Here is an 18,375-nt window from a genome sequence, read left to right on the forward strand (position 1 = left end):
TCAGGCTTGCAGCCCCAGGCGTTCACCCTGATAGCTGCCGTCCAGCACCTGCTGCCACCAGGCTTCATTAGCCAGGTACCACGCAACGGTTTTGCGCATCCCGCTGGTGAACGTTTCGGCCGGCGTCCAGCCCAGTTCACGCGCTATTTTCGCCGCATCAATAGCGTAGCGCAGGTCGTGGCCGGGACGATCGGCAACAAAGGTGATGAGATCGCGATAGCGCGCAAGGCCTTCCGGTTTGCGCGGCGCCAGCTCTTCCAGCAGATCGCAAATGGTTTCCACTACCTCGATATTTTTCCGCTCGTTATGGCCGCCGATATTGTAAGTTTCGCCCGGCTCACCGCTCGTTGCCACCCGATAGAGCGCCCTGGCGTGATCTTCAACGTACAGCCAGTCGCGGATCTGCTGCCCGTTGCCATAAACCGGCAGCGGTTTACCCGCCAGCGCGTTCAGGATAGTCAGCGGGATCAGTTTTTCCGGGAAATGATACGGTCCGTAGTTATTCGAGCAGTTGGTGACCAGCGTCGGCAGGCCATAGGTTCTCTTCCAGGCGCGCACCAGATGATCGCTGCTGGCTTTCGACGCCGAATAGGGGCTGCTGGGCGCATAGGGCGTGGTTTCGGTAAAAAACGCGCCGCTGTCGTGCAGATCGCCATAGACCTCATCCGTTGAGATGTGGTGGAAACGAAAGGCGGATTTTTTATCGTTCGCCAGCGTATTCCACCAGGCCCTGGCCGCTTCCAGCAGCGTCCAGGTACCGACAATGTTGGTTTCGATAAACGCCGCCGGGCCGTCAATAGAGCGGTCAACGTGGCTTTCAGCGGCCAGATGCATCACCGTATCGGGCTGATAGTGGCGAAATACCCGGTCCAGTTCAGCGCGATCGCAGATATCCACCTGTTCAAAAGCAAAACGCGGATCCCCGGCGACAGGCGCCAGCGACATCAGATTCCCCGCGTAGGTCAGCTTATCAACCACCACCACGTTATCGCTGGTTGCAGTGATGATTTCACGCACCACCGCAGAACCGATAAAACCGGCGCCGCCGGTGACCAGAATCGTTCTCACCGCCATACCCCTTTGGTATCGACGATAAACTGCTGGCTGACGCTATCCCCGCTAATCGCTTTAAATTCTTTATGATCGACCAGCATCACCAGCACATCGGCGCTCGCCAGCGCTTCGTCGAGCAACGCCAGAGCGCACAGGCCATCAAGCTTCTTCGGCAACTGGTGGATATTCGGCTCAACAACCAGGGTTTCGCCGCCGTGCCAGCGGGCGATTTGTGCGGCGATGGCCATGGCCGGGCTTTCGCGCAGATCATCGATATTCGGCTTAAACGCCAGGCCAAAGCAGGCGATTTTTATCTCGCTGGCGCGTTTGTTGCTGGCGGCAAGACAGTCGGCGACCCGCGCTTTAACTTCATCGATCACCCACTCTGGTTTATGGTCGTTAACTTCACGCGCGGTACGGATAAGCCGCGCCTGCTGCGGGTTTTGCGCCACGATAAACCACGGGTCGACCGCGATGCAGTGACCGCCAACGCCCGGACCGGGCTGGAGAATGTTCACGCGCGGATGGCGATTCGCCAGGCGAATCAGTTCCCAGACGTTAATCCCCTGATCGGCGCAAATCAGCGAAAGTTCATTGGCAAAAGCGATATTAACGTCGCGGAAGCTGTTTTCTGTCAGCTTGCACATTTCGGCGGTGCGAGAGTTAGTCACCACACATTCGCCTTCGAGGAAAATTTTATACAGCTCGCTGGCGCGGGCTGAGCAAACCGGCGACATACCCCCGATCACGCGATCGTTTTTGATCAGCTCAATCATGACCTGACCCGGCAAAACGCGCTCCGGGCAGTAGGCGATATTCACGTCCGCCGCTTCGCCAGCCTGCTGTGGGAAGCTCAAATCGGGGCGCATTTCCGCCAGCCATTCCGCCATCTGTTCGGTTGAACCTACCGGCGAAGTGGACTCGAGGATAACCAGCGAACCTTTCTTCAGCGTCGGCGCGATAGATTTAGCCGCCGACTCGACGAAAACCATATCCGGTTCGTGCAGGTCTTTAAACGGCGTCGGCACCGCAATCAGATAGGCGTCAGCTTCTACTGGCGCGGTGGTGGCGCTCAGATAGCCCTGCTCGACCGCCGTTTTAACGACGCTCGCCAGATCCGGCTCCACGATATGAATTTCACCACGGTTAATGGTCTCCACGGCATGTTGATTGACATCAACGCCGACCACCCGCTTTTGCCGGGAGGCGAACGCGGCAGCGGTTGGCAGGCCAATATATCCAAGGCCAATCACTGAAATGGTAGAAAAATTCATAGCGTTACCTGATTATTTTTAAGTGCAGACAAAATACGATGACACGCTTGTCCATCGCCGTACGGGTTATGCGCCCGGCTCATGGCCTGCCAGGCGGACTCATCATGCAGCAAGCGCGTGACTTCATTGACGATGCGCTGGCTGTCGGTACCCACCAGGCATACGGTTCCCGCGCTGACCGCTTCCGGACGCTCGGTCATTTCGCGCATTACCAGCACCGGTTTGCCGAGCGATGGCGCCTCTTCCTGGATACCGCCGGAATCGGTCAGAATCAACCACGCGCGATTCATCAGCCAGACGAACGGCAGATAATCCTGCGGCTCAATAAGCATGACGTTCTCAACGTGGCCGAGAATACGGTTAACCGGTTCGCTGACGTTCGGGTTCAGATGCACCGGATAGACAATCTGTACGTCTGGGTTATTGGCAGCGATCTCTGCCAGCGCGTGGCAGATTTGCTCAAAACCGCGGCCAAAGCTTTCCCGACGATGCCCGGTGACCAGAATCATCTTCTTACCGTTGGCGAGAAAAGGATAACGCTGAGTCAGCTCGTTACGCAGCGCTTCATCGCTCAGTACCCGATCGCGCACCCAAAACAGCGCATCAATAACCGTATTGCCGGTTATCGTGATCCGATTATCGGCAATATTTTCCCGCAGCAGGTTCTGCCGCGAGGTTTCCGTCGGCGCAAAATGGTACGTTGCCAGATGCCCGGTCAACGTGCGGTTCCCCTCTTCCGGCCACGGCGAGCTCAGATCGCCCGTGCGCAGTCCGGCTTCCACGTGCCCCACCGGAATGCGCTGATAGAAAGCGGCAAGGCTTGCCGCCATCGTCGTGGTGGTATCGCCATGCACCAGCACCACATCTGGCTTAAACGACTCCAGCACCGGCTTTAAGCCCTCAAGGATGCGGCAGGTAATCTCCGTCAACCCCTGACCCGGCTGCATGATGTTAAGGTCGTAGTCCGGAACAATAGAAAAAAGTTTCAACACCTGATCGAGCATCTCCCGATGCTGCGCGGTCACGCAAACTTTCGCCTCAAAATGAGGATCCCTTGCCAGCGCATGAACCAGAGGCGCCATTTTGATGGCTTCTGGTCTCGTGCCAAATACCGTTAGTACTTTCACATCGATTCTCTTCGATTAGGCGATGAAGGCTGGATGTCCTTCACCACAGGTCGCATTCACTGGACACGGCGACGCGTTAACGCAACGCCTGCGCCGATGAGCGCGCCCACAATCCCCCACATCACCATCAGAAACGCGCGGCGCGGGCTATCGCGTTTTACCGGTTCTTCAGGCGTTCGCAAATACCTGTAAGTCTGAAAACGCGGGTCCAGGGTCGGTCCCACGTTTAACGTCGTTAACATGGCTCGGCTTTGGTCATAATCAAGATCGTACTGCGGCCCGACCGCCTGCAGATTTTCCAGACGGGCCTGCAGCATCGGCCGGCCCAGTAAAAACAGTTCGGAATCCGGCAGCTGGTCTGGTGGAATGTCGGTTTCGCTGCGGGAAATATTGTGTTGCTGGGCGACTTTCAGCGCCTGCTCCACGCTATGCATGCGGCGATTGAAAATTTCGCGCGCCACCTCTTCCTGGCGCTTAACCTGCGCTTTCATCTGCACGGTTCGCGCGGCCCAGGCGCCCTTAAGCTCGTCATTCAGGTGACCCGCCGCGCGCTGGCTGGCGAAGGCGACATACTGACGCAGCAGATTATTGGCATCCGGGGCGGTTTCCGCCGTCAGCTTCACGCTGTCGTTAACGCTTTTGAGCGCATCGCCGGGCATAAACTGAATGTCGTTAATCAGATCGTCCAGCAAAGCGGCATCGGCGCGGGCGTTACCCGACTGGCGCTGCTTGTAGTAGTCCGTTTGCAGCCAGAAATCGCGGCGGGTATCCCATGACGCCTGCTGCATAATGAACTCTTTATACGCTTCATCCATTACCGAAGGTTGATCGACCGAGACGAGATTGGCCTTGATATCGAGATTGCGTAAAAACTGCTGTTGCGAATAGTACCCGCCCAGCATGTTCACCGTCGGCCGGTCGGTAATTGCCGTCGCGCTCCACTCCTGGCGAGCAAAGAAGGTATAGACCAGAACAATCAGTGCAAAGAGCACCGCGAAACCTGCTATCCAGCTTTTTCCTGCCCACAGGGCGCGAAACAGCCCGCGAATATCCAGCTCATTCTCAACGTTCACTGTTTGTGCTCCCGGTAATGGTTGAGTCATCACGTCCCCAGATTGACTTGGTTAATTTGGATTATTGCCGCTGTGTCGCCGTATTCTGCGTCTAATGCGCTTAACCATGCGCGCCACTTTCCAGGCGCGTTTAATACAGTAGCCATAAAGAAAGAAGGCCACCAAAAAGAGTATTAACATCACCCATTCAGGAACAATACGGGTGTATTCCGCTGCCACCCCAACCAGCGCCAGCAGCGCGGCGGCCAGGGTGATCAGCACGAATGCCTGGCGGGAAGTAAACCCGGCGCGCATGATCAAGTGATGAATATGCTGACGGTCCGGGGAGAACGGACTCATTCCTTTACGCAGGCGGCGGTACATAATCGCCACCATATCCATCAACGGGATCGCAATAATCCATAGCGCAGTGACAGGGCTAATGGGATGCGTCTTTCCCTGCGTGGTCTCCAGCAGGATCCAGATGATAGTGAAGCCAATCATGGTGCTGCCGGCGTCACCCATAAAGACTTTATAGCGACGGCCAAGCGCCCCGAGGTTTAGTAAAATATAGGGCAAAATGGCGGCAATCATCGCAAAACACCACATTGCCAGGCTGTACTGGCCATCAAACCACAGAATGATACCGGTTGCCGCAAAAGAGACGGAGGAGAGGCCGCCCAGCAGGCCATCGATGCCATCAACCATATTGAAGGCGTTGATCGCGGCCCAAACGGCGAAAAGCGTGAGGAAGAAGCCAAAGGGGCCGAGCACCAGCTCCCATGAGCCAAATATAAAGCCGAGGCTACTTAGATGAAGATTTCCCACCATCATCATAATGACGGCGATGGCGGCCTGAATTACCGCGCGAATTTTTACGCTGATATCAAAGCGGTCGTCTAACGCGCCGACCAGCACAAGCACCCCGGCACACCCCAGGTATAACTTTGCGTGGGGAATGTAATAATCGGCGATGGCAAACGTAAAACAAATACCTGCGAAAACTGAAATACCACCGACTAACGGAATCAAACCCTGATGCCGTTTACGATAGTTAGGTTTATCCACAAGCCCAACTCTTTTTGCCGCCTTGCGGGCGACAAATATAAACAGGGTGGTGAATAAGAAAATACTGATTAATTCAGTAATAGCAGTGAGTAAATTCACAACGCATGTGCTCTCAGCATAGTTAATCCGGGAAGTATAACGACGATGCCTCAACTCCAGAAGGGGCAAAGCAGAACATTACAAATTTATTGTAGAAATTTTAGACTGTTAAAGCTGTCTCTGCCTGCCATCCTGCTGCGCACATCATACGTTAACGCCCATTTTGTTTTCCCTTCCTGGATCATACAAACCCGGAAAACAAAACGCCACGCAATAGCGTGGCGTTCTCTGGCTTTTTTAACTTACGAGCGCTTCATCATATCGAAGAAGTCGTCGTTAGTTTTGGTCATCGCCAGTTTATTGATGAGGAATTCCATCGCGTCGATTTCACCCATCGGGTGAATGATTTTACGCAGGATCCACATCTTCTGCAGCTCTTCCTGAGTGGTGAGCAGCTCTTCTTTACGGGTACCGGAACGGTTGTAGTCGATAGCCGGGAAGACGCGTTTCTCAGCGATCTTACGTGAGAGGTGAAGCTCCATGTTACCGGTGCCTTTAAACTCTTCGTAGATAACTTCGTCCATTTTAGAACCGGTATCGATCAGCGCTGTTGCGATGATGGTCAGGCTACCGCCCTCTTCCACGTTACGCGCGGCGCCGAAGAAACGCTTCGGACGATGCAGGGCGTTGGCGTCCACACCACCGGTCAACACTTTACCGGAAGCCGGAACTACGGTGTTGTAGGCGCGCGCCAGACGGGTAATCGAGTCGAGGAGGATGATAACGTCTTTCTTGTGTTCAACCAGACGCTTCGCCTTCTCGATAACCATTTCGGCAACCTGAACGTGGCGAGAGGCCGGTTCGTCAAAGGTAGAAGCAACCACTTCGCCTTTAACCAGACGCTGCATCTCGGTCACTTCTTCCGGACGTTCGTCGATCAGCAGTACCATCAGCACGCAATCAGGATGGTTGTACGCAATGCTCTGCGCAATATTCTGCAGCAGCATGGTTTTACCCGCCTTCGGCGGCGCAACAATCAGACCACGCTGACCGCGGCCGATCGGCGATGCCAGATCCAGCACGCGAGCGGTTAAGTCTTCCGTTGAGCCATTACCGCGTTCCATACGCAGACGTGAATTTGCGTGCAGCGGGGTTAAGTTCTCAAACAGAATCTTGTTACGGGCGTTTTCCGGCTTATCGTAGTTAACTTCGTTAACTTTCAACAACGCAAAGTAACGCTCACCCTCTTTAGGAGGACGAATCTTACCGGAAATGGTGTCACCAGTGCGGAGGTTGAAGCGGCGGATTTGGCTGGGAGATACGTAGATGTCGTCGGGACCGGCGAGGTAGGAGCTGTCTGCTGAACGGAGGAAACCAAATCCATCCTGCAGTATCTCCAGTACGCCATCGCCAAAGATATCTTCGCCACTCTTCGAATGCTGCTTGAGGATGGCAAAAATAATATCCTGCTTACGCATACGGGCCAGGTTTTCCAGCCCCATATTTTCGCCGAGAGTAATCAGCTCAGAAACCGGCGTATTCTTTAATTCGGTAAGATTCATAATGGTGTGGGTTCTTAAACTCGGGGTAATTCTCGAACTTAATGTTGTGAATGGTATGGCAGGAACATCCATGCCTGTTAACGGCCTTCATCTCGTGTCTGTACGTTGCCTGGTCACAGGAAAGAACGCAGAACTGAAACGACTAAACGGAATGAGTGATAAGCCCGGATTATAAGCCTCACGCGCATTTTTGCGGGACGCTTTGGGTAAAACAAGATTCAAACAAAGGTATGTTTAAAACGAAGTCTGAGATTAACTTAGCACGACTCTCGCCGGGCGTCCAGAGATCCGCAAAAAATAGGAGCCTGGACGCCGGAACAGCAAGCCGCTTACGCCAGGTTGGCGTCAAGGAACTCTTTCAGCTGGCCTTTAGACAGCGCGCCGACTTTAGTCGCTGCAACTTCACCATTTTTGAACAGCAGCAGGGTCGGGATGCCGCGAATGCCGTATTTCGGCGCAGTACCCGGGTTCTGATCGATGTTCAGCTTCGCAATGGTCAGTTTGCCCTGATACTCTTCAGCGATCTCATCCAGAATCGGGGCGATCATTTTGCACGGACCACACCACTCTGCCCAGAAATCGACGAGGGTTAGCCCGTCAGCCTTGAGTACGTCCGTGTCAAAACTGTCGTCAGTCAGGTGAATAATTTTATCGCTCATATTTAACTCCACAGGAATAAGCCTGGTGTGTTGGTGTCGCAGTCATCAACGACGTGTCAATGCTACGTTATGCACGCTGTTCTTCAGAATGCCTCTTTTATAACGCTCTGCGTCACAATGTCCATCATGAACTTTGTCCCACAGAAGTTAAAGCAACCAGCGTTCAAACCGGCTTATCGCAGATTTGTCACCCTCGCCTTGCTTAGTAGTCTAAGCTTTCGAAGATTCGTTCAGTTGCCGCAGACGCACCTTGAATAATTTCATACATAGCCAACGAAAGGTTGACGTTATTTCACCGGATACGCTTTCTTAATGCAATAGTTAGCTGATATTCTACCACACTATGAGCAAAACACATTTAACAGAACAGAAGTTTTCCGACTTCGCCCTGCACCCGGCAGTGATTGAAGCCCTTGAAAAAAAAGGGTTTCATAATTGCACACCCATTCAGGCCCTCGCCCTCCCGCTAACGCTGGAAGGTCGCGATGTCGCCGGGCAGGCGCAAACCGGTACCGGTAAAACGATGGCGTTTCTGACGTCAACGTTTCATTATCTTCTCACACACCCGGCTATCGCTGACCGTCAGGTCAATCAGCCGCGGGCGCTAATCATGGCGCCGACGCGTGAACTGGCGGTACAGATCCATGCCGACGCTGAACCACTGGCGCAGGCGACCGGTCTGAAGCTGGGACTCGCGTACGGCGGCGACGGCTACGATAAGCAGCTGAAAGTGCTGGAAAGCGGCGTGGATATTCTGATCGGTACCACCGGTCGCCTTATCGATTACGCTAAACAGAACCATATTAACCTCGGCGCTATTCAGGTTGTCGTGCTCGACGAAGCCGATCGCATGTACGATCTCGGCTTTATTAAAGATATTCGTTGGCTGTTCCGCCGTATGCCGCCCGCGAATCAGCGCCTGAACATGCTTTTCTCCGCCACCCTTTCTTATCGCGTACGTGAACTGGCGTTCGAACAAATGAACAACGCCGAGTACGTTGAAGTTGAGCCAGAGCAGAAAACCGGCCACCGAATTAAAGAAGAACTGTTCTACCCTTCCAATGAAGAAAAAATGCGCCTGCTGCAGACGCTGCTGGAAGAAGAGTGGCCCGATCGCGCGATTATTTTCGCCAATACCAAGCATCGCTGTGAAGATATCTGGGGTCACCTGGCGGCGGACGGCCATCGCGTTGGCCTGTTAACCGGCGACGTCGCGCAGAAAAAACGTCTGCGTATTCTCGACGAATTTACCCGCGGCGATATCGATATTCTGGTCGCAACCGACGTAGCTGCTCGCGGTCTGCATATTCCAGCCGTGACGCACGTCTTTAACTACGATCTGCCGGACGATTGCGAAGACTACGTTCACCGTATTGGCCGTACCGGCCGCGCTGGCGCCAGCGGTCACTCCATCAGCCTGGCCTGTGAAGAGTACGCGCTGAACCTTCCGGCGATTGAAACCTATATTGGTCATTCGATTCCGGTGAGCAAATACAATTCGGACGCGCTCATGACTGACCTGCCTAAGCCGCTGCGCCTCACGCGCCCGCGTCCGGGCAACGGCCCGCGCCGCAACGGTCCGCCACGTAATCGTCGTCGTTCAGGTTAAAGAAATATGCCATACACAAAATCGTTCAAGCAGCATCAAGGCCGCAAGAAAGCGAATCGCAACAAGCTGACGCTGGTCAGCGATTCGGGTACAGAGAACGCAGCCAAAACAGAGGCAGCTTGAAAGATGAAGTGTATGAGTTCCACCTCGCTCTATGCCGCTATCGATCTGGGATCTAATAGCTTTCATATGCTGGTTGTACGCGAGGTGGCCGGAAGCATCCAGACCCTGAGTCGCATCAAACGCAAAGTACGTCTGGCCGCAGGCCTGAACAGCGACAACACGCTTTCTGTGGAAGCTATGGAACGCGGCTGGCAATGTTTACGCCTGTTTGCCGAGCGTTTGCAGGATATTCCTCCGGCGCAAACCCGCGTGGTGGCTACCGCGACGCTGCGGCTGGCGGTGAACGCCGGCGAGTTTCTGGAGAAAGCGCGGGACATTCTCGGCTGCCCGGTGCAGGTTATCAGCGGTGAAGAGGAAGCACGCCTGATTTATCAGGGTGTGGCCCATACTACCGGCGGTGCAGATCAGCGTCTGGTTGTGGATATTGGCGGCGCCAGTACCGAACTGGTTACCGGCACCGGTGCGCAAACGACCTCGCTTTTCAGCCTGTCGATGGGCTGTGTGACCTGGCTGGAACGCTACTTTGCCGATCGCAGCCTGACCAAAGAGAACTTTAGCCAGGCCGAAACCGCTGCGCGTGAAGTGCTGCGCCCCGTCGCCGATGTTCTGCGCTACCACGGTTGGAAAGTGTGCGTCGGCGCATCCGGCACCGTGCAGGCGTTACAGGAAATCATGATGGCGCAGGGGATGGATGAACGCATCACCTTAGCCAAGCTACAGCAGCTCAAACAGCGCGCGATTCAGTGCGGACGTCTGGAAGAGCTCGAAATTGAAGGCCTGACGCTTGAACGCGCGCTCGTCTTTCCTAGCGGCCTGGCGATTCTGATTGCCATTTTCAGCGAGCTCAATATTCAGTGCATGACTCTCGCGGGCGGGGCGCTGCGCGAAGGCCTCGTTTACGGCATGCTGCATCTGTCGGTCGATCAGGATATTCGCAGCCGTACGTTACGCAATATTCAGCGCCGGTTTTTGGTAGATACCGAGCAGGCACAGCGCGTTGCTCAGTTAGCCGCCCATTTCGCTCATCAGGTAGAAAAGAGCTGGGAAATTGAGCCGTTATGCTTTGATTTGCTGCAAAGCGCCTGCCAGTTGCATGAAATCGGTTTGAGCGTGGAGTACAAACAGGCGCCGCTGCACGCCGCCTGGCTGGTGCGCAACCTGGACCTGCCCGGCTTTACCCCCGCGCAAAAGAAGCTGCTGGCGACGTTGCTGTTAAACCAAACCAACGCCGTCGATCTTTCTTCCATTCATCAACAGAACGCGGTGCCGCCGAGAGTCGCTGAGCATATGTGCCGTCTGCTGCGCTTGGCTATTTTATTTGCCAACCGCCGACGCGACGATCTGCTGCCGATGATGACGCTGGCCGCTGAAGATGAGCGCCTGACGCTGACCCTGCCGCAGGGATGGCTGGAAAACCATCCTCTGGGTCGGGAAATGGTCGAGCAGGAGTGCCAGTGGCAGAGCTACGTTCACTGGCCGCTGCAGATTATCGAGGATAGCGCAGCAATATAGCCCAATCAGGGGAGTATCATGCGAGAAGAACTGGACTTCAAATCGCTGCGTTTTTTTTCCGCCCTCTTCCGTCTGGGCAATGTCTCTCCCGCCGCCGAAGCGCTTAATATCAGCCAGCCGACCGGCAGCTTATTGTTGAAAAAACTTCGCGAGCATTTCGACGATCCCCTGTTTGTGCGAATCGGACAGCGTATGGTGCCCACGCCGCGCGCAGATGATATTGCTCAGACCGTTTTTACTATTCTTCAACTGGTCGATAACCAGCTCCCTGGCAACCCTGAATTTAACCCCCAAACCAGCACACGTAATTTCACTATCGGCATGACTGATATCAGCCAGATGACGTTGTTGCCGCCGTTGCAGGCACAGCTACAGCAGCTTAACGCCGAAGGCATTACTATTTCGGTGCTGAATATCGACGATCAAACATTGGGCGCGCTTGAGTCTGGTAAGTGCGATTTAGCTATAGGCTATCTTAGGCAGCTACCGGATAATATTTACCAGCAGCGCCTGTTTGATCAATCCTACGTATGCCTGACAGCAGAAAACCATCCGCGGATCCGAGCCGCGTTTACCGCCGAGAACTGGCGCCAGGAAAAGCATCTGGCCGTTCACGTCAACGGGACCGGGCATGGCGATATCGATAGATTACTTAACGAGTACGGTATGCCGCGACGCATCGCCCTCACTCTTCCCAGCTTTTTAGGCGCAGGCGAGCTGGTTGCGGGCAGTGAATTGATTGCCGTCGTCCCCGAGCAGCTGGCAAATCATATTATTACTCGCTATCCCTGCTGCAGCTGGCCGCTGCCATTTTCGCTGCCGGAAATTGCTATTCGCCAGGTCTGGCATCAGCGTCTGCACCGCGATCCCGGGCACATCTGGTTGCGGTCGCTGATCGTAAACTTACCCACAACCGGCAGTAGCAAAATTCCCTATTAATTTTCCGGCTCCCGGAGGTCATGCTGTATTAGCTTTTCTGATACCCTGTATTGCATTCTGTTTATTGCTGCCAGTACGTAAAAAATCCTATTCTCCTCGCATCAGGTCATTTTAAAACCAAATAGAGGAATAGAGTATGCGTGGAAAAATCGCGTTAGAAGAACACGTTTCAACACCTAAAAACAACAGCCTTTGGGACTCTACTGGTGAAGCCTCAAGAAACGGTTCAGAATATATGATGGACGTTGATCGCCGCTTATTAGATCGTAGCTATCAACTGGATGAAATGGCCCAGAGAAATATCGACCATGTTATTCTTTCTCTAACTTCCCCTGGCGCCCAATCTATTTTGGATAAAGCCACAGCCGTATCTTTTGCGCGCGAAACCAACGACTACATCATCGAGAATTATGTTAAACCTAATCCGGATAAATTTAGCGCATTCGCTACTCTGGCATTACAAAACCCCGAAGCTGCGGCCGAAGAACTGGAACGTGCGGTAAAAAAATTGGGCATGAAAGGCGCGCTGATTAACGGTTACACCAACGTCAAGGATAACGAGCACGGTCTGTACCTGGATGATGAATCAATGCTGGTATTCTGGGATAAAGTCAACGAACTGAACGTTCCCGTTTATCTGCATCCGCGTGAGCCCTTAGAAGGCCCGGCGCGCGGCATCTACACCGGTTATGAAAGCCTGATCGGATCCGCCTGGGGCTTTGCCCAGGAAACCGCGGTTCATGCGATTCGCCTGATGATGAGCGGGTTGTTCGATCGCTATCCCAACCTGAATCTGGTGTTGGGTCACTTAGGCGAAGGCCTGGTTCATATGCTGCCACGCACCCAACACCGTCTCTATCGTCAGCGTTTCGGCTGCGGCCTGGGCAAAGCAGAAAAACCGTTAATGCACTATTTGCAGAATAACTTTATCGTCACCACCAGCGGCCATTTTAATACCTACTCTCTGCAAAATGCGCTAGCTATTATGGGTCCGGATCGCGTGATGTTCTCCGTCGATTATCCGTATGAAGATATTCATCAGGCCTGTGATTGGTTCGATCCTCTGGAAATGGATAGTGAACTGAAGAATAAAATCGCCTGGGGTAATGCCAGCCGCGTATTTAACATTAAATAATTCCATCCAGTATTAATGAAAGGGCCTGACAACAGGCCCTTTCAATTATGGAGAATATATCATGCCGGTAGGAATCTTTGTTTGCAGTGGCTCGCTACTTGTCGGCGCAATTTTTGGCGCATCACTCAATCGATTTATTCCCGAACATTTAAAAAAGACCTTACCTTTAATCGCCGGGTTAATTTCTATTAGCATGGGCGTGTTTTTTCTCAATAAGCTGATGAATCTCCCGCCCATTGCCCTGGCTGTCATCGTCGGCACCATTATCGGTAGCCTGCTGCATATCGAAAAAGTTATCGAAAATGCTGGTATAAAGCTTCGGGGCCCCGTTGAGAAAGTATTTCCCGGCAAAGGCAGTGCCGATATTGATCCCCAGGATTTCACTAATCAGTTTATCGCCGTACTGATCCTGTTTTGCGCCAGCGGAACCGGTATTTTTGGCGCATTAACCGAAGGTATGACAGGAGATGCGACCATACTGCTCACCAAATCCATTCTCGACTTTTTCACCGCCGCTATTTTTGCCTCCGCGCTGGGGTACATCATCGCCGTTATCTTTGTGCCCCAGCTTATTGTATTCGCGATCCTTTTCTTCGCCGCCAGCGTTATTATGGCGTTAATCACCCCTTCAATGATCGCGGATTTTACTGCCTGCGGCGGCATCATCATGCTGGCAACGGGCTTTCGACTCTGCGGGATTCGCGCTTTTCCGACGGCGAACATGCTGCCATCGCTACTGCTGGTGATGCCCTTCTCCGCCGCCTGGCAACAGTTGATCGCCTGAACGTTATGCTACCAGCATCGCCCGGATGCTGGTGTTACGCGTCTTTTTTGTGAGCGCTGCCCGGTTTACCACCAGACGCAGACTGGAGTTTCACCCGGAAATCAAAGTTAAAGTAATTGCTCAGGCAAAATGCAGTACCGTACTCAAGCACCTCTCCCTGAGCATTACGACTTTTCAGCGTAATTTTCATCAATGGCACGCCTTGCGGCAGGTCGAGCAAATTCAGTTCTTCGCCGGAAGGGATATGTACCGTGAGTGAGTAGTCCTGGAGATCGGGAAAAATATTATTTTCCGCCCAGTGCGCGTACAGCGACCCTTCAAGCAGATCCGGACGGGATAAAAAACGCTCGGGAATAAACATGGTTTCGATGGAGACCGGAAGCGCATCGACTAAACGCACGCGTTTTATTTTCGCCACCCGATCGCCGACGGCGATCTCCAGTTCACGAGCCAAAAAATCATCCGCCGCCAGTTTTTCCCTCACCAGCCATCGGTTAGATACCGTCCCCGAATTTTGCAGCTGGGCAGAAAATCCCCCGCTGGCAAGGTTATAGCTTACCGGCAAATTGACCTCGGTACCCTTTCCGTGACGCTTAATCACCAGCCCGGCTTCCAGCAGGGCATCCAGCGCCTTCACCACCGTCACGCGCGATAGCTCAAGCGTCTGCGACATTTTACGTTCTGAGGGCAAAATACTGCCGTGCGTCAGCAGCCGCTCCGTCATTGCCGCTTCAATGGCTTGTTTAAGTTGAATATAAAGCGGCGCGGGGGCCTCTGCATTCAGACGCCCTTTTATATACTCAAGCAACGGTTGCGACATCGTTTCGTGGCCTTCCGGAATTTAGTAGCAGTGGATTTATCCTAGTGGATCCATACTGGAATTAGTAGCCCCATCATAACGTCTCCCCGCCCTTTTGAGCGCCGCATTTTTCTTGCAGAATGCGCCTGCGATCACAGCATGACCATAAAGGACTTTAACTGGACTTAATCTGGATCTATTTTTAGGATAACTTTTATTCACTTGTTTCCGGGAGTCGACGATGTCTGATATTCGCCCTACTAATACCGCCGAAAGCCGCATCCTTGGCTGTCTTTACGGGCAAGCCATCGGTGATGCGATGGGCATGCCTTCCGAACTGTGGCCTAAACGCCGCATTATCAATCACTTTGGTTGGATTGAACGCTTCCTTCCTGGACCGAAAGAGAATATTGCGGCCTGCGAATTTCACGCCGCAGAGTTTACCGATGACACCCATCAGTGCATCGCACTAATGGATGCCCTGAATGATACCAACGGTGTGACCGATCCACTGGCTATTGCCAGGCATATTCTGCTATGGGCCAGACGCTGCCAGGCTTTTGAAAAAAATATTCTCGGCCCAACCTCGAAGGCCTCCCTGCTGGCGCTTGAACAGGGGCAAGCGCTCGATGAGATCGCGGCCAACGGCGTGACCAACGGTGCGGCAATGCGCGTGGCGCCCATGGGCTGTCTGCTGCCGACCCGGAATAAGGCATTTTTCATTGAGCAAGTTCGCCTCTCCTGCCTGCCGACGCACAAATCAGATATCGCCATCGCCGGCGCGGTAGTTATCGCCTGGGCGATCAGTCGCGCCATTGAAGGAGCCGGATGGCTGTTAATTAAAACGGAGCTGGCATCGCTCGCCAATGAAACCCAGCGCCAGTATGAGTCCACTTTTAGTCCACTTCTCGGTAACCGAATTAATCTCGCGCTGAACACGATCGCCAGCGAAACCGACCATCTGACAGGAATTGAACGTATTTATGAGGATATCGGCGCCGGAATGGATATTATCGAGTCTGTCCCCGCGGCGATTGCGCTGGTCGAGCTGGCAAAAACGCAGCCTATGAAATGCGCTATGCTGGCGGCCAATTTAGGCGGCGACACCGACACGATAGGCGCGATGGCAACCGCCATCTGCGGCGCGCTTCATGGCATAGAGGCGTTTCCTGAGGAACATATCCAACAGATTAATCGGGCCAATAGCATAGACTTCGCGCCTTACGCACAGCGGCTTGCAGGATACCGCTTCGCTTAATTGACAGAGGGCATCAATATGGACAGCAAAGCTTCATACGATGGAAATATCCAGACAGCAGATCCCGGAATGGCGGAGTTGGGGATTGATCTGGTCCCCCCGGTCCACCAGACCCAAAAACCGATCCAGCTATTTTTCGTCTGGTGCGCCGCAAACATCGGCATTCTTGGCGTCGTTTACGGCGCAGTCATTGTATCGTTCGGCCTCTCCTTCTGGCAGTCGATTCTTGCCGCCGTGGCGGGCGTCGCCTCCTTTGCGCTGGTCGGCGTCACCAGTATCGCCGGAAAAATCGGCCGCACCACGACGCTGACGCTTTCACGCGTCATTTTTGGCAAGCGCGGCAACATCGCACCTACCAGCTTCTGCTGGGTAAACCTGATGGGCTAGGAGTCGGTCAATATCATTACCGGTACGCTCACCCTCGTTGCGCTGTTTGCCGCCATGGGTTTTGAAGAGAGCCTGACCACCACCGCGCTGTCGCTTTTTCTGTTTGGCGGCCTGACCGTGCTGGTTAGCGTGCTCGGCCAAAATGCCGTGCTGATGATGCAAAAGTGGATCACCCGTATCTTTGGCGCCATGACGCTGCTGGTCGTCATTTATCTGCTCTTCACCGCGGACTGGCAGGCCATCCTCGCGCTGCCGTCAGGTAGCTGGCTGACAGGCTTTCTACCGGCGGTCTCTATTATTGCCGCGGGCACCGGCATCAGCTGGGCGATCGCCGGCGCCGACTATAGCCGCGATCAGCGCCCTGACTCCGGCGAAAAGGGGATTTTCCTCGCCGTTGTCAGCGGCGCAGCCCTTCCCCTGCTGCTGCTAATGCTGACCGGAATACTGCTCACCGCCCAAATCCCCGATCTGGCCTCCAGCGAAAACCCCATTTCAGCGATCGGTAAACTGCTGCCTTCATGGATGGCAATCCCCTATCTGGCTGCAGCTACCGCCGGGGTTGTGACTATCGCCGTGCTGAGTCTCTATTCCGCCAGCCTTAACCTGTTAAGCATGGGAATTAAACTGCAGCAGCGTTCCGCCGTAGCCATTGATGCCGTGCTGGTTCTGGGGATCGCCCTCTACGTGCTGTTTGTCTCGAAAGATTTTCTCGGGCCGTTCATCGCGTTTCTGATTTTCTGCGGCGTATTTCTTGCCGCCTGGGCCGCCATCTTTATGGTCGATTTTTATCGGATGCGCCGCCGTGTCGGCTATTCTGAAGCTGATTTGTTCAGAGAAAGCGGTGCCAACCGTACCGCGCTGGGCTGCTGGATTGTCGGCGCGCTGGCGGGGTTGATGGTCTCTAAAACCGGGTTTATCGACGGACCTTTCGCGGTCGGCATTTTCGCGGACTCCAGCCTCGGGTTATTCGTCTCTTTTATTCTGAGCCTGGTGCTCTATCTTGTCTTCGGACCGAAAAAGGGGGACAGCCATGACAATCAGCGCTGAACTGCTATCGCCGCGGCGGCCGATCGTGGTGATCGGCGCCGCTTTTGGCGACATAATTCTCCATCTCGATGCGCTGCCGCAAAGCGGTAGCGATGTCCCCGCCCGCGACGGCGGACGGCAGATTGGCGGCTGCGCGTTTAACGTCGCCCGTGCGCTCTCGCGCCTCGAGCTGTTTCCCGTTAACGCCATACCGGTAGGCAATGGCGACTGGGGGCAGGCCGTTGCGCAAAAAATGGCGCTGGAAAACTTGCCCGTCCTCTTGCGTCATCCCACCCACGATAACGGCTGGTGTCTGGCTCTTGTTGAAGCCGACAAAGAGCGGACGTTTATCACCATTGAGGGCTGCGAACAGCACTGGACTGATGAACTATTAGCGCAAATACCGCTGCCGAATGACGCGATTATTTACGTCTCGGGCTACGAACTGGCCAGCGAAGCGCTGCGCCAGTGGCTCCTTGCCCAGGCAGAAGATAAAACGCTGTTTGTCGATTTTGGCCCACGCCTGGGCGATCTGGATATTCGCTTTATTCAGGCGCTGCTGCGCAAACGCCCCGTTCTCACCCTTAATCGCGATGAACTTAGGGTGCTATGCGCGCGTTTATACGATCGGGATGGCGCCACGCTTGACGACGCCACTCGGCTCGCCAGCGACTGGCAGCTACGAGCAATTTGTCGGTTTGATAAGGATGGCGCGTGGGTGGTTGAACCTGACGCGCAACCGCAGCATATTCCGGCCTATCGTGTACAGGTTCACGACACGATTGCCGCAGGAGACAGCCACTGTGCCGGTACTATCGCCGGGCTGGCCTGCGGGATGGATCTGCGGCAGGCAACGCGGCTGGGCAATCAAGTGGCGGCCATTGTCGTCAGCAAACCCGGTTCAGACGGCGCTCCGAATCGCGAAGAGCTACGCCAGTTCCAGCGCCGAGAGGGCAACGGCCGCTAGCC

Annotated in this window: 15 protein-coding genes and 1 pseudogene; 8 read left to right on the forward strand and 8 right to left on the reverse strand. The window is 54.3% G+C overall.

Going from position 1 to position 18,375, the window contains the following annotated elements:
* From rffG to trxA, 7 genes are all read right to left on the reverse strand, one after another.
* Positions 1 to 1,068, reverse strand: coding sequence for a dTDP-glucose 4,6-dehydratase (gene rffG, locus HMPREF3178_RS09305; protein WP_004116976.1), 1,068 nt, complete (start codon positions 1,066 to 1,068; stop codon positions 1 to 3).
* Positions 1,065 to 2,327: a UDP-N-acetyl-D-mannosamine dehydrogenase gene (gene wecC / locus HMPREF3178_RS09310; RefSeq protein ID WP_017145178.1), complete on the reverse strand. Its 1,263-nt coding sequence runs from the start codon at positions 2,325 to 2,327 to the stop codon at positions 1,065 to 1,067. The genes rffG and wecC overlap by 4 nt, the downstream gene beginning before the upstream one ends.
* Positions 2,324 to 3,454: a non-hydrolyzing UDP-N-acetylglucosamine 2-epimerase gene (gene wecB / locus HMPREF3178_RS09315; RefSeq protein ID WP_004107651.1), complete on the reverse strand. Its 1,131-nt coding sequence runs from the start codon at positions 3,452 to 3,454 to the stop codon at positions 2,324 to 2,326. The genes wecC and wecB overlap by 4 nt, the downstream gene beginning before the upstream one ends.
* Positions 3,455 to 3,510: 56 nt before the next feature.
* Positions 3,511 to 4,557, reverse strand: coding sequence for an ECA polysaccharide chain length modulation protein (gene wzzE, locus HMPREF3178_RS09320; protein ID WP_024274881.1), 1,047 nt, complete (start codon positions 4,555 to 4,557; stop codon positions 3,511 to 3,513).
* Between the two features lie 21 nt (positions 4,558 to 4,578).
* Positions 4,579 to 5,673 (reverse strand): UDP-N-acetylglucosamine--undecaprenyl-phosphate N-acetylglucosaminephosphotransferase, encoded by a 1,095-nt coding sequence (gene wecA, locus HMPREF3178_RS09325; RefSeq protein WP_004107647.1) that lies wholly within the window; start codon positions 5,671 to 5,673, stop codon positions 4,579 to 4,581.
* Positions 5,674 to 5,915: 242 nt separating this feature from the next.
* Positions 5,916 to 7,175 carry a transcription termination factor Rho gene (gene rho / locus HMPREF3178_RS09330; protein WP_002883293.1) on the reverse strand — a complete coding sequence of 420 codons (1,260 nt, stop codon included), beginning with the start codon at positions 7,173 to 7,175 and terminating at the stop codon, positions 5,916 to 5,918.
* A 329-nt stretch (positions 7,176 to 7,504) separates the two neighbouring features.
* On the reverse strand, positions 7,505 to 7,834 hold the full coding sequence (gene trxA / locus HMPREF3178_RS09335) for a thioredoxin TrxA (RefSeq protein ID WP_004097507.1): 330 nt from the start codon (positions 7,832 to 7,834) through the stop codon (positions 7,505 to 7,507).
* A 343-nt stretch (positions 7,835 to 8,177) separates the two neighbouring features.
* On the opposite strand from trxA, the gene rhlB reads away from it, so the two are divergent.
* The 5 genes from rhlB to HMPREF3178_RS09360 all read left to right on the forward strand — a co-directional run bounded on the left by rhlB (position 8,178) and on the right by HMPREF3178_RS09360 (position 13,936).
* Complete coding sequence (gene rhlB / locus HMPREF3178_RS09340) at positions 8,178 to 9,443, forward strand: ATP-dependent RNA helicase RhlB (RefSeq protein ID WP_004107637.1); 1,266 nt, start codon at positions 8,178 to 8,180, stop codon at positions 9,441 to 9,443.
* A 126-nt stretch (positions 9,444 to 9,569) separates the two neighbouring features.
* Complete coding sequence (gene gppA, locus HMPREF3178_RS09345; protein WP_162098321.1) at positions 9,570 to 11,078, forward strand: guanosine-5'-triphosphate,3'-diphosphate diphosphatase; 1,509 nt, start codon at positions 9,570 to 9,572, stop codon at positions 11,076 to 11,078.
* Positions 11,079 to 11,096: 18 nt separating this feature from the next.
* On the forward strand, positions 11,097 to 12,017 hold the full coding sequence (locus tag HMPREF3178_RS09350) for a LysR family transcriptional regulator (protein ID WP_004107631.1): 921 nt from the start codon (positions 11,097 to 11,099) through the stop codon (positions 12,015 to 12,017).
* A 136-nt stretch (positions 12,018 to 12,153) separates the two neighbouring features.
* The gene (locus HMPREF3178_RS09355; protein ID WP_029496761.1) at positions 12,154 to 13,152 is read left to right on the forward strand and encodes an amidohydrolase family protein; all 999 of its coding nucleotides are present in this window, start codon (positions 12,154 to 12,156) and stop codon (positions 13,150 to 13,152) included.
* A 61-nt stretch (positions 13,153 to 13,213) separates the two neighbouring features.
* A complete protein-coding gene (locus tag HMPREF3178_RS09360; RefSeq protein ID WP_004116965.1) occupies positions 13,214 to 13,936 on the forward strand; it encodes a DUF554 domain-containing protein in 723 nt (240 codons plus the stop codon).
* Between the two features lie 34 nt (positions 13,937 to 13,970).
* On the opposite strand, the gene HMPREF3178_RS09365 is transcribed toward HMPREF3178_RS09360, so the two are convergent.
* On the reverse strand, positions 13,971 to 14,756 hold the full coding sequence (locus tag HMPREF3178_RS09365; protein WP_017145181.1) for a GntR family transcriptional regulator: 786 nt from the start codon (positions 14,754 to 14,756) through the stop codon (positions 13,971 to 13,973).
* A gap of 220 nt (positions 14,757 to 14,976) precedes the next feature.
* Here HMPREF3178_RS09365 and HMPREF3178_RS09370 point away from each other — a divergent pair, with 220 nt between their 5' ends.
* The 3 genes and pseudogenes from HMPREF3178_RS09370 (at position 14,977) to HMPREF3178_RS09380 (ending at position 18,373) form a co-directional block, all read left to right on the forward strand.
* On the forward strand, positions 14,977 to 15,993 hold the full coding sequence (locus HMPREF3178_RS09370) for an ADP-ribosylglycohydrolase family protein (protein WP_017145182.1): 1,017 nt from the start codon (positions 14,977 to 14,979) through the stop codon (positions 15,991 to 15,993).
* 18 nt (positions 15,994 to 16,011) lie between these two features.
* Positions 16,012 to 17,427, forward strand: a pseudogene (locus HMPREF3178_RS09375) (purine-cytosine permease family protein).
* Entirely contained in the window at positions 17,411 to 18,373 is a 963-nt protein-coding gene (locus HMPREF3178_RS09380) for a PfkB family carbohydrate kinase (RefSeq protein WP_017145185.1), read from the forward strand. The pseudogene HMPREF3178_RS09375 and the gene HMPREF3178_RS09380 overlap by 17 nt, the downstream one beginning before the upstream one ends.
* Positions 18,374 to 18,375: the final 2 nt, after the last annotated feature.

Source organism: Klebsiella sp. HMSC09D12, assembly GCF_001808475.1.
Classification (GTDB): Bacteria; Pseudomonadota; Gammaproteobacteria; order Enterobacterales; family Enterobacteriaceae; genus Klebsiella; species Klebsiella oxytoca.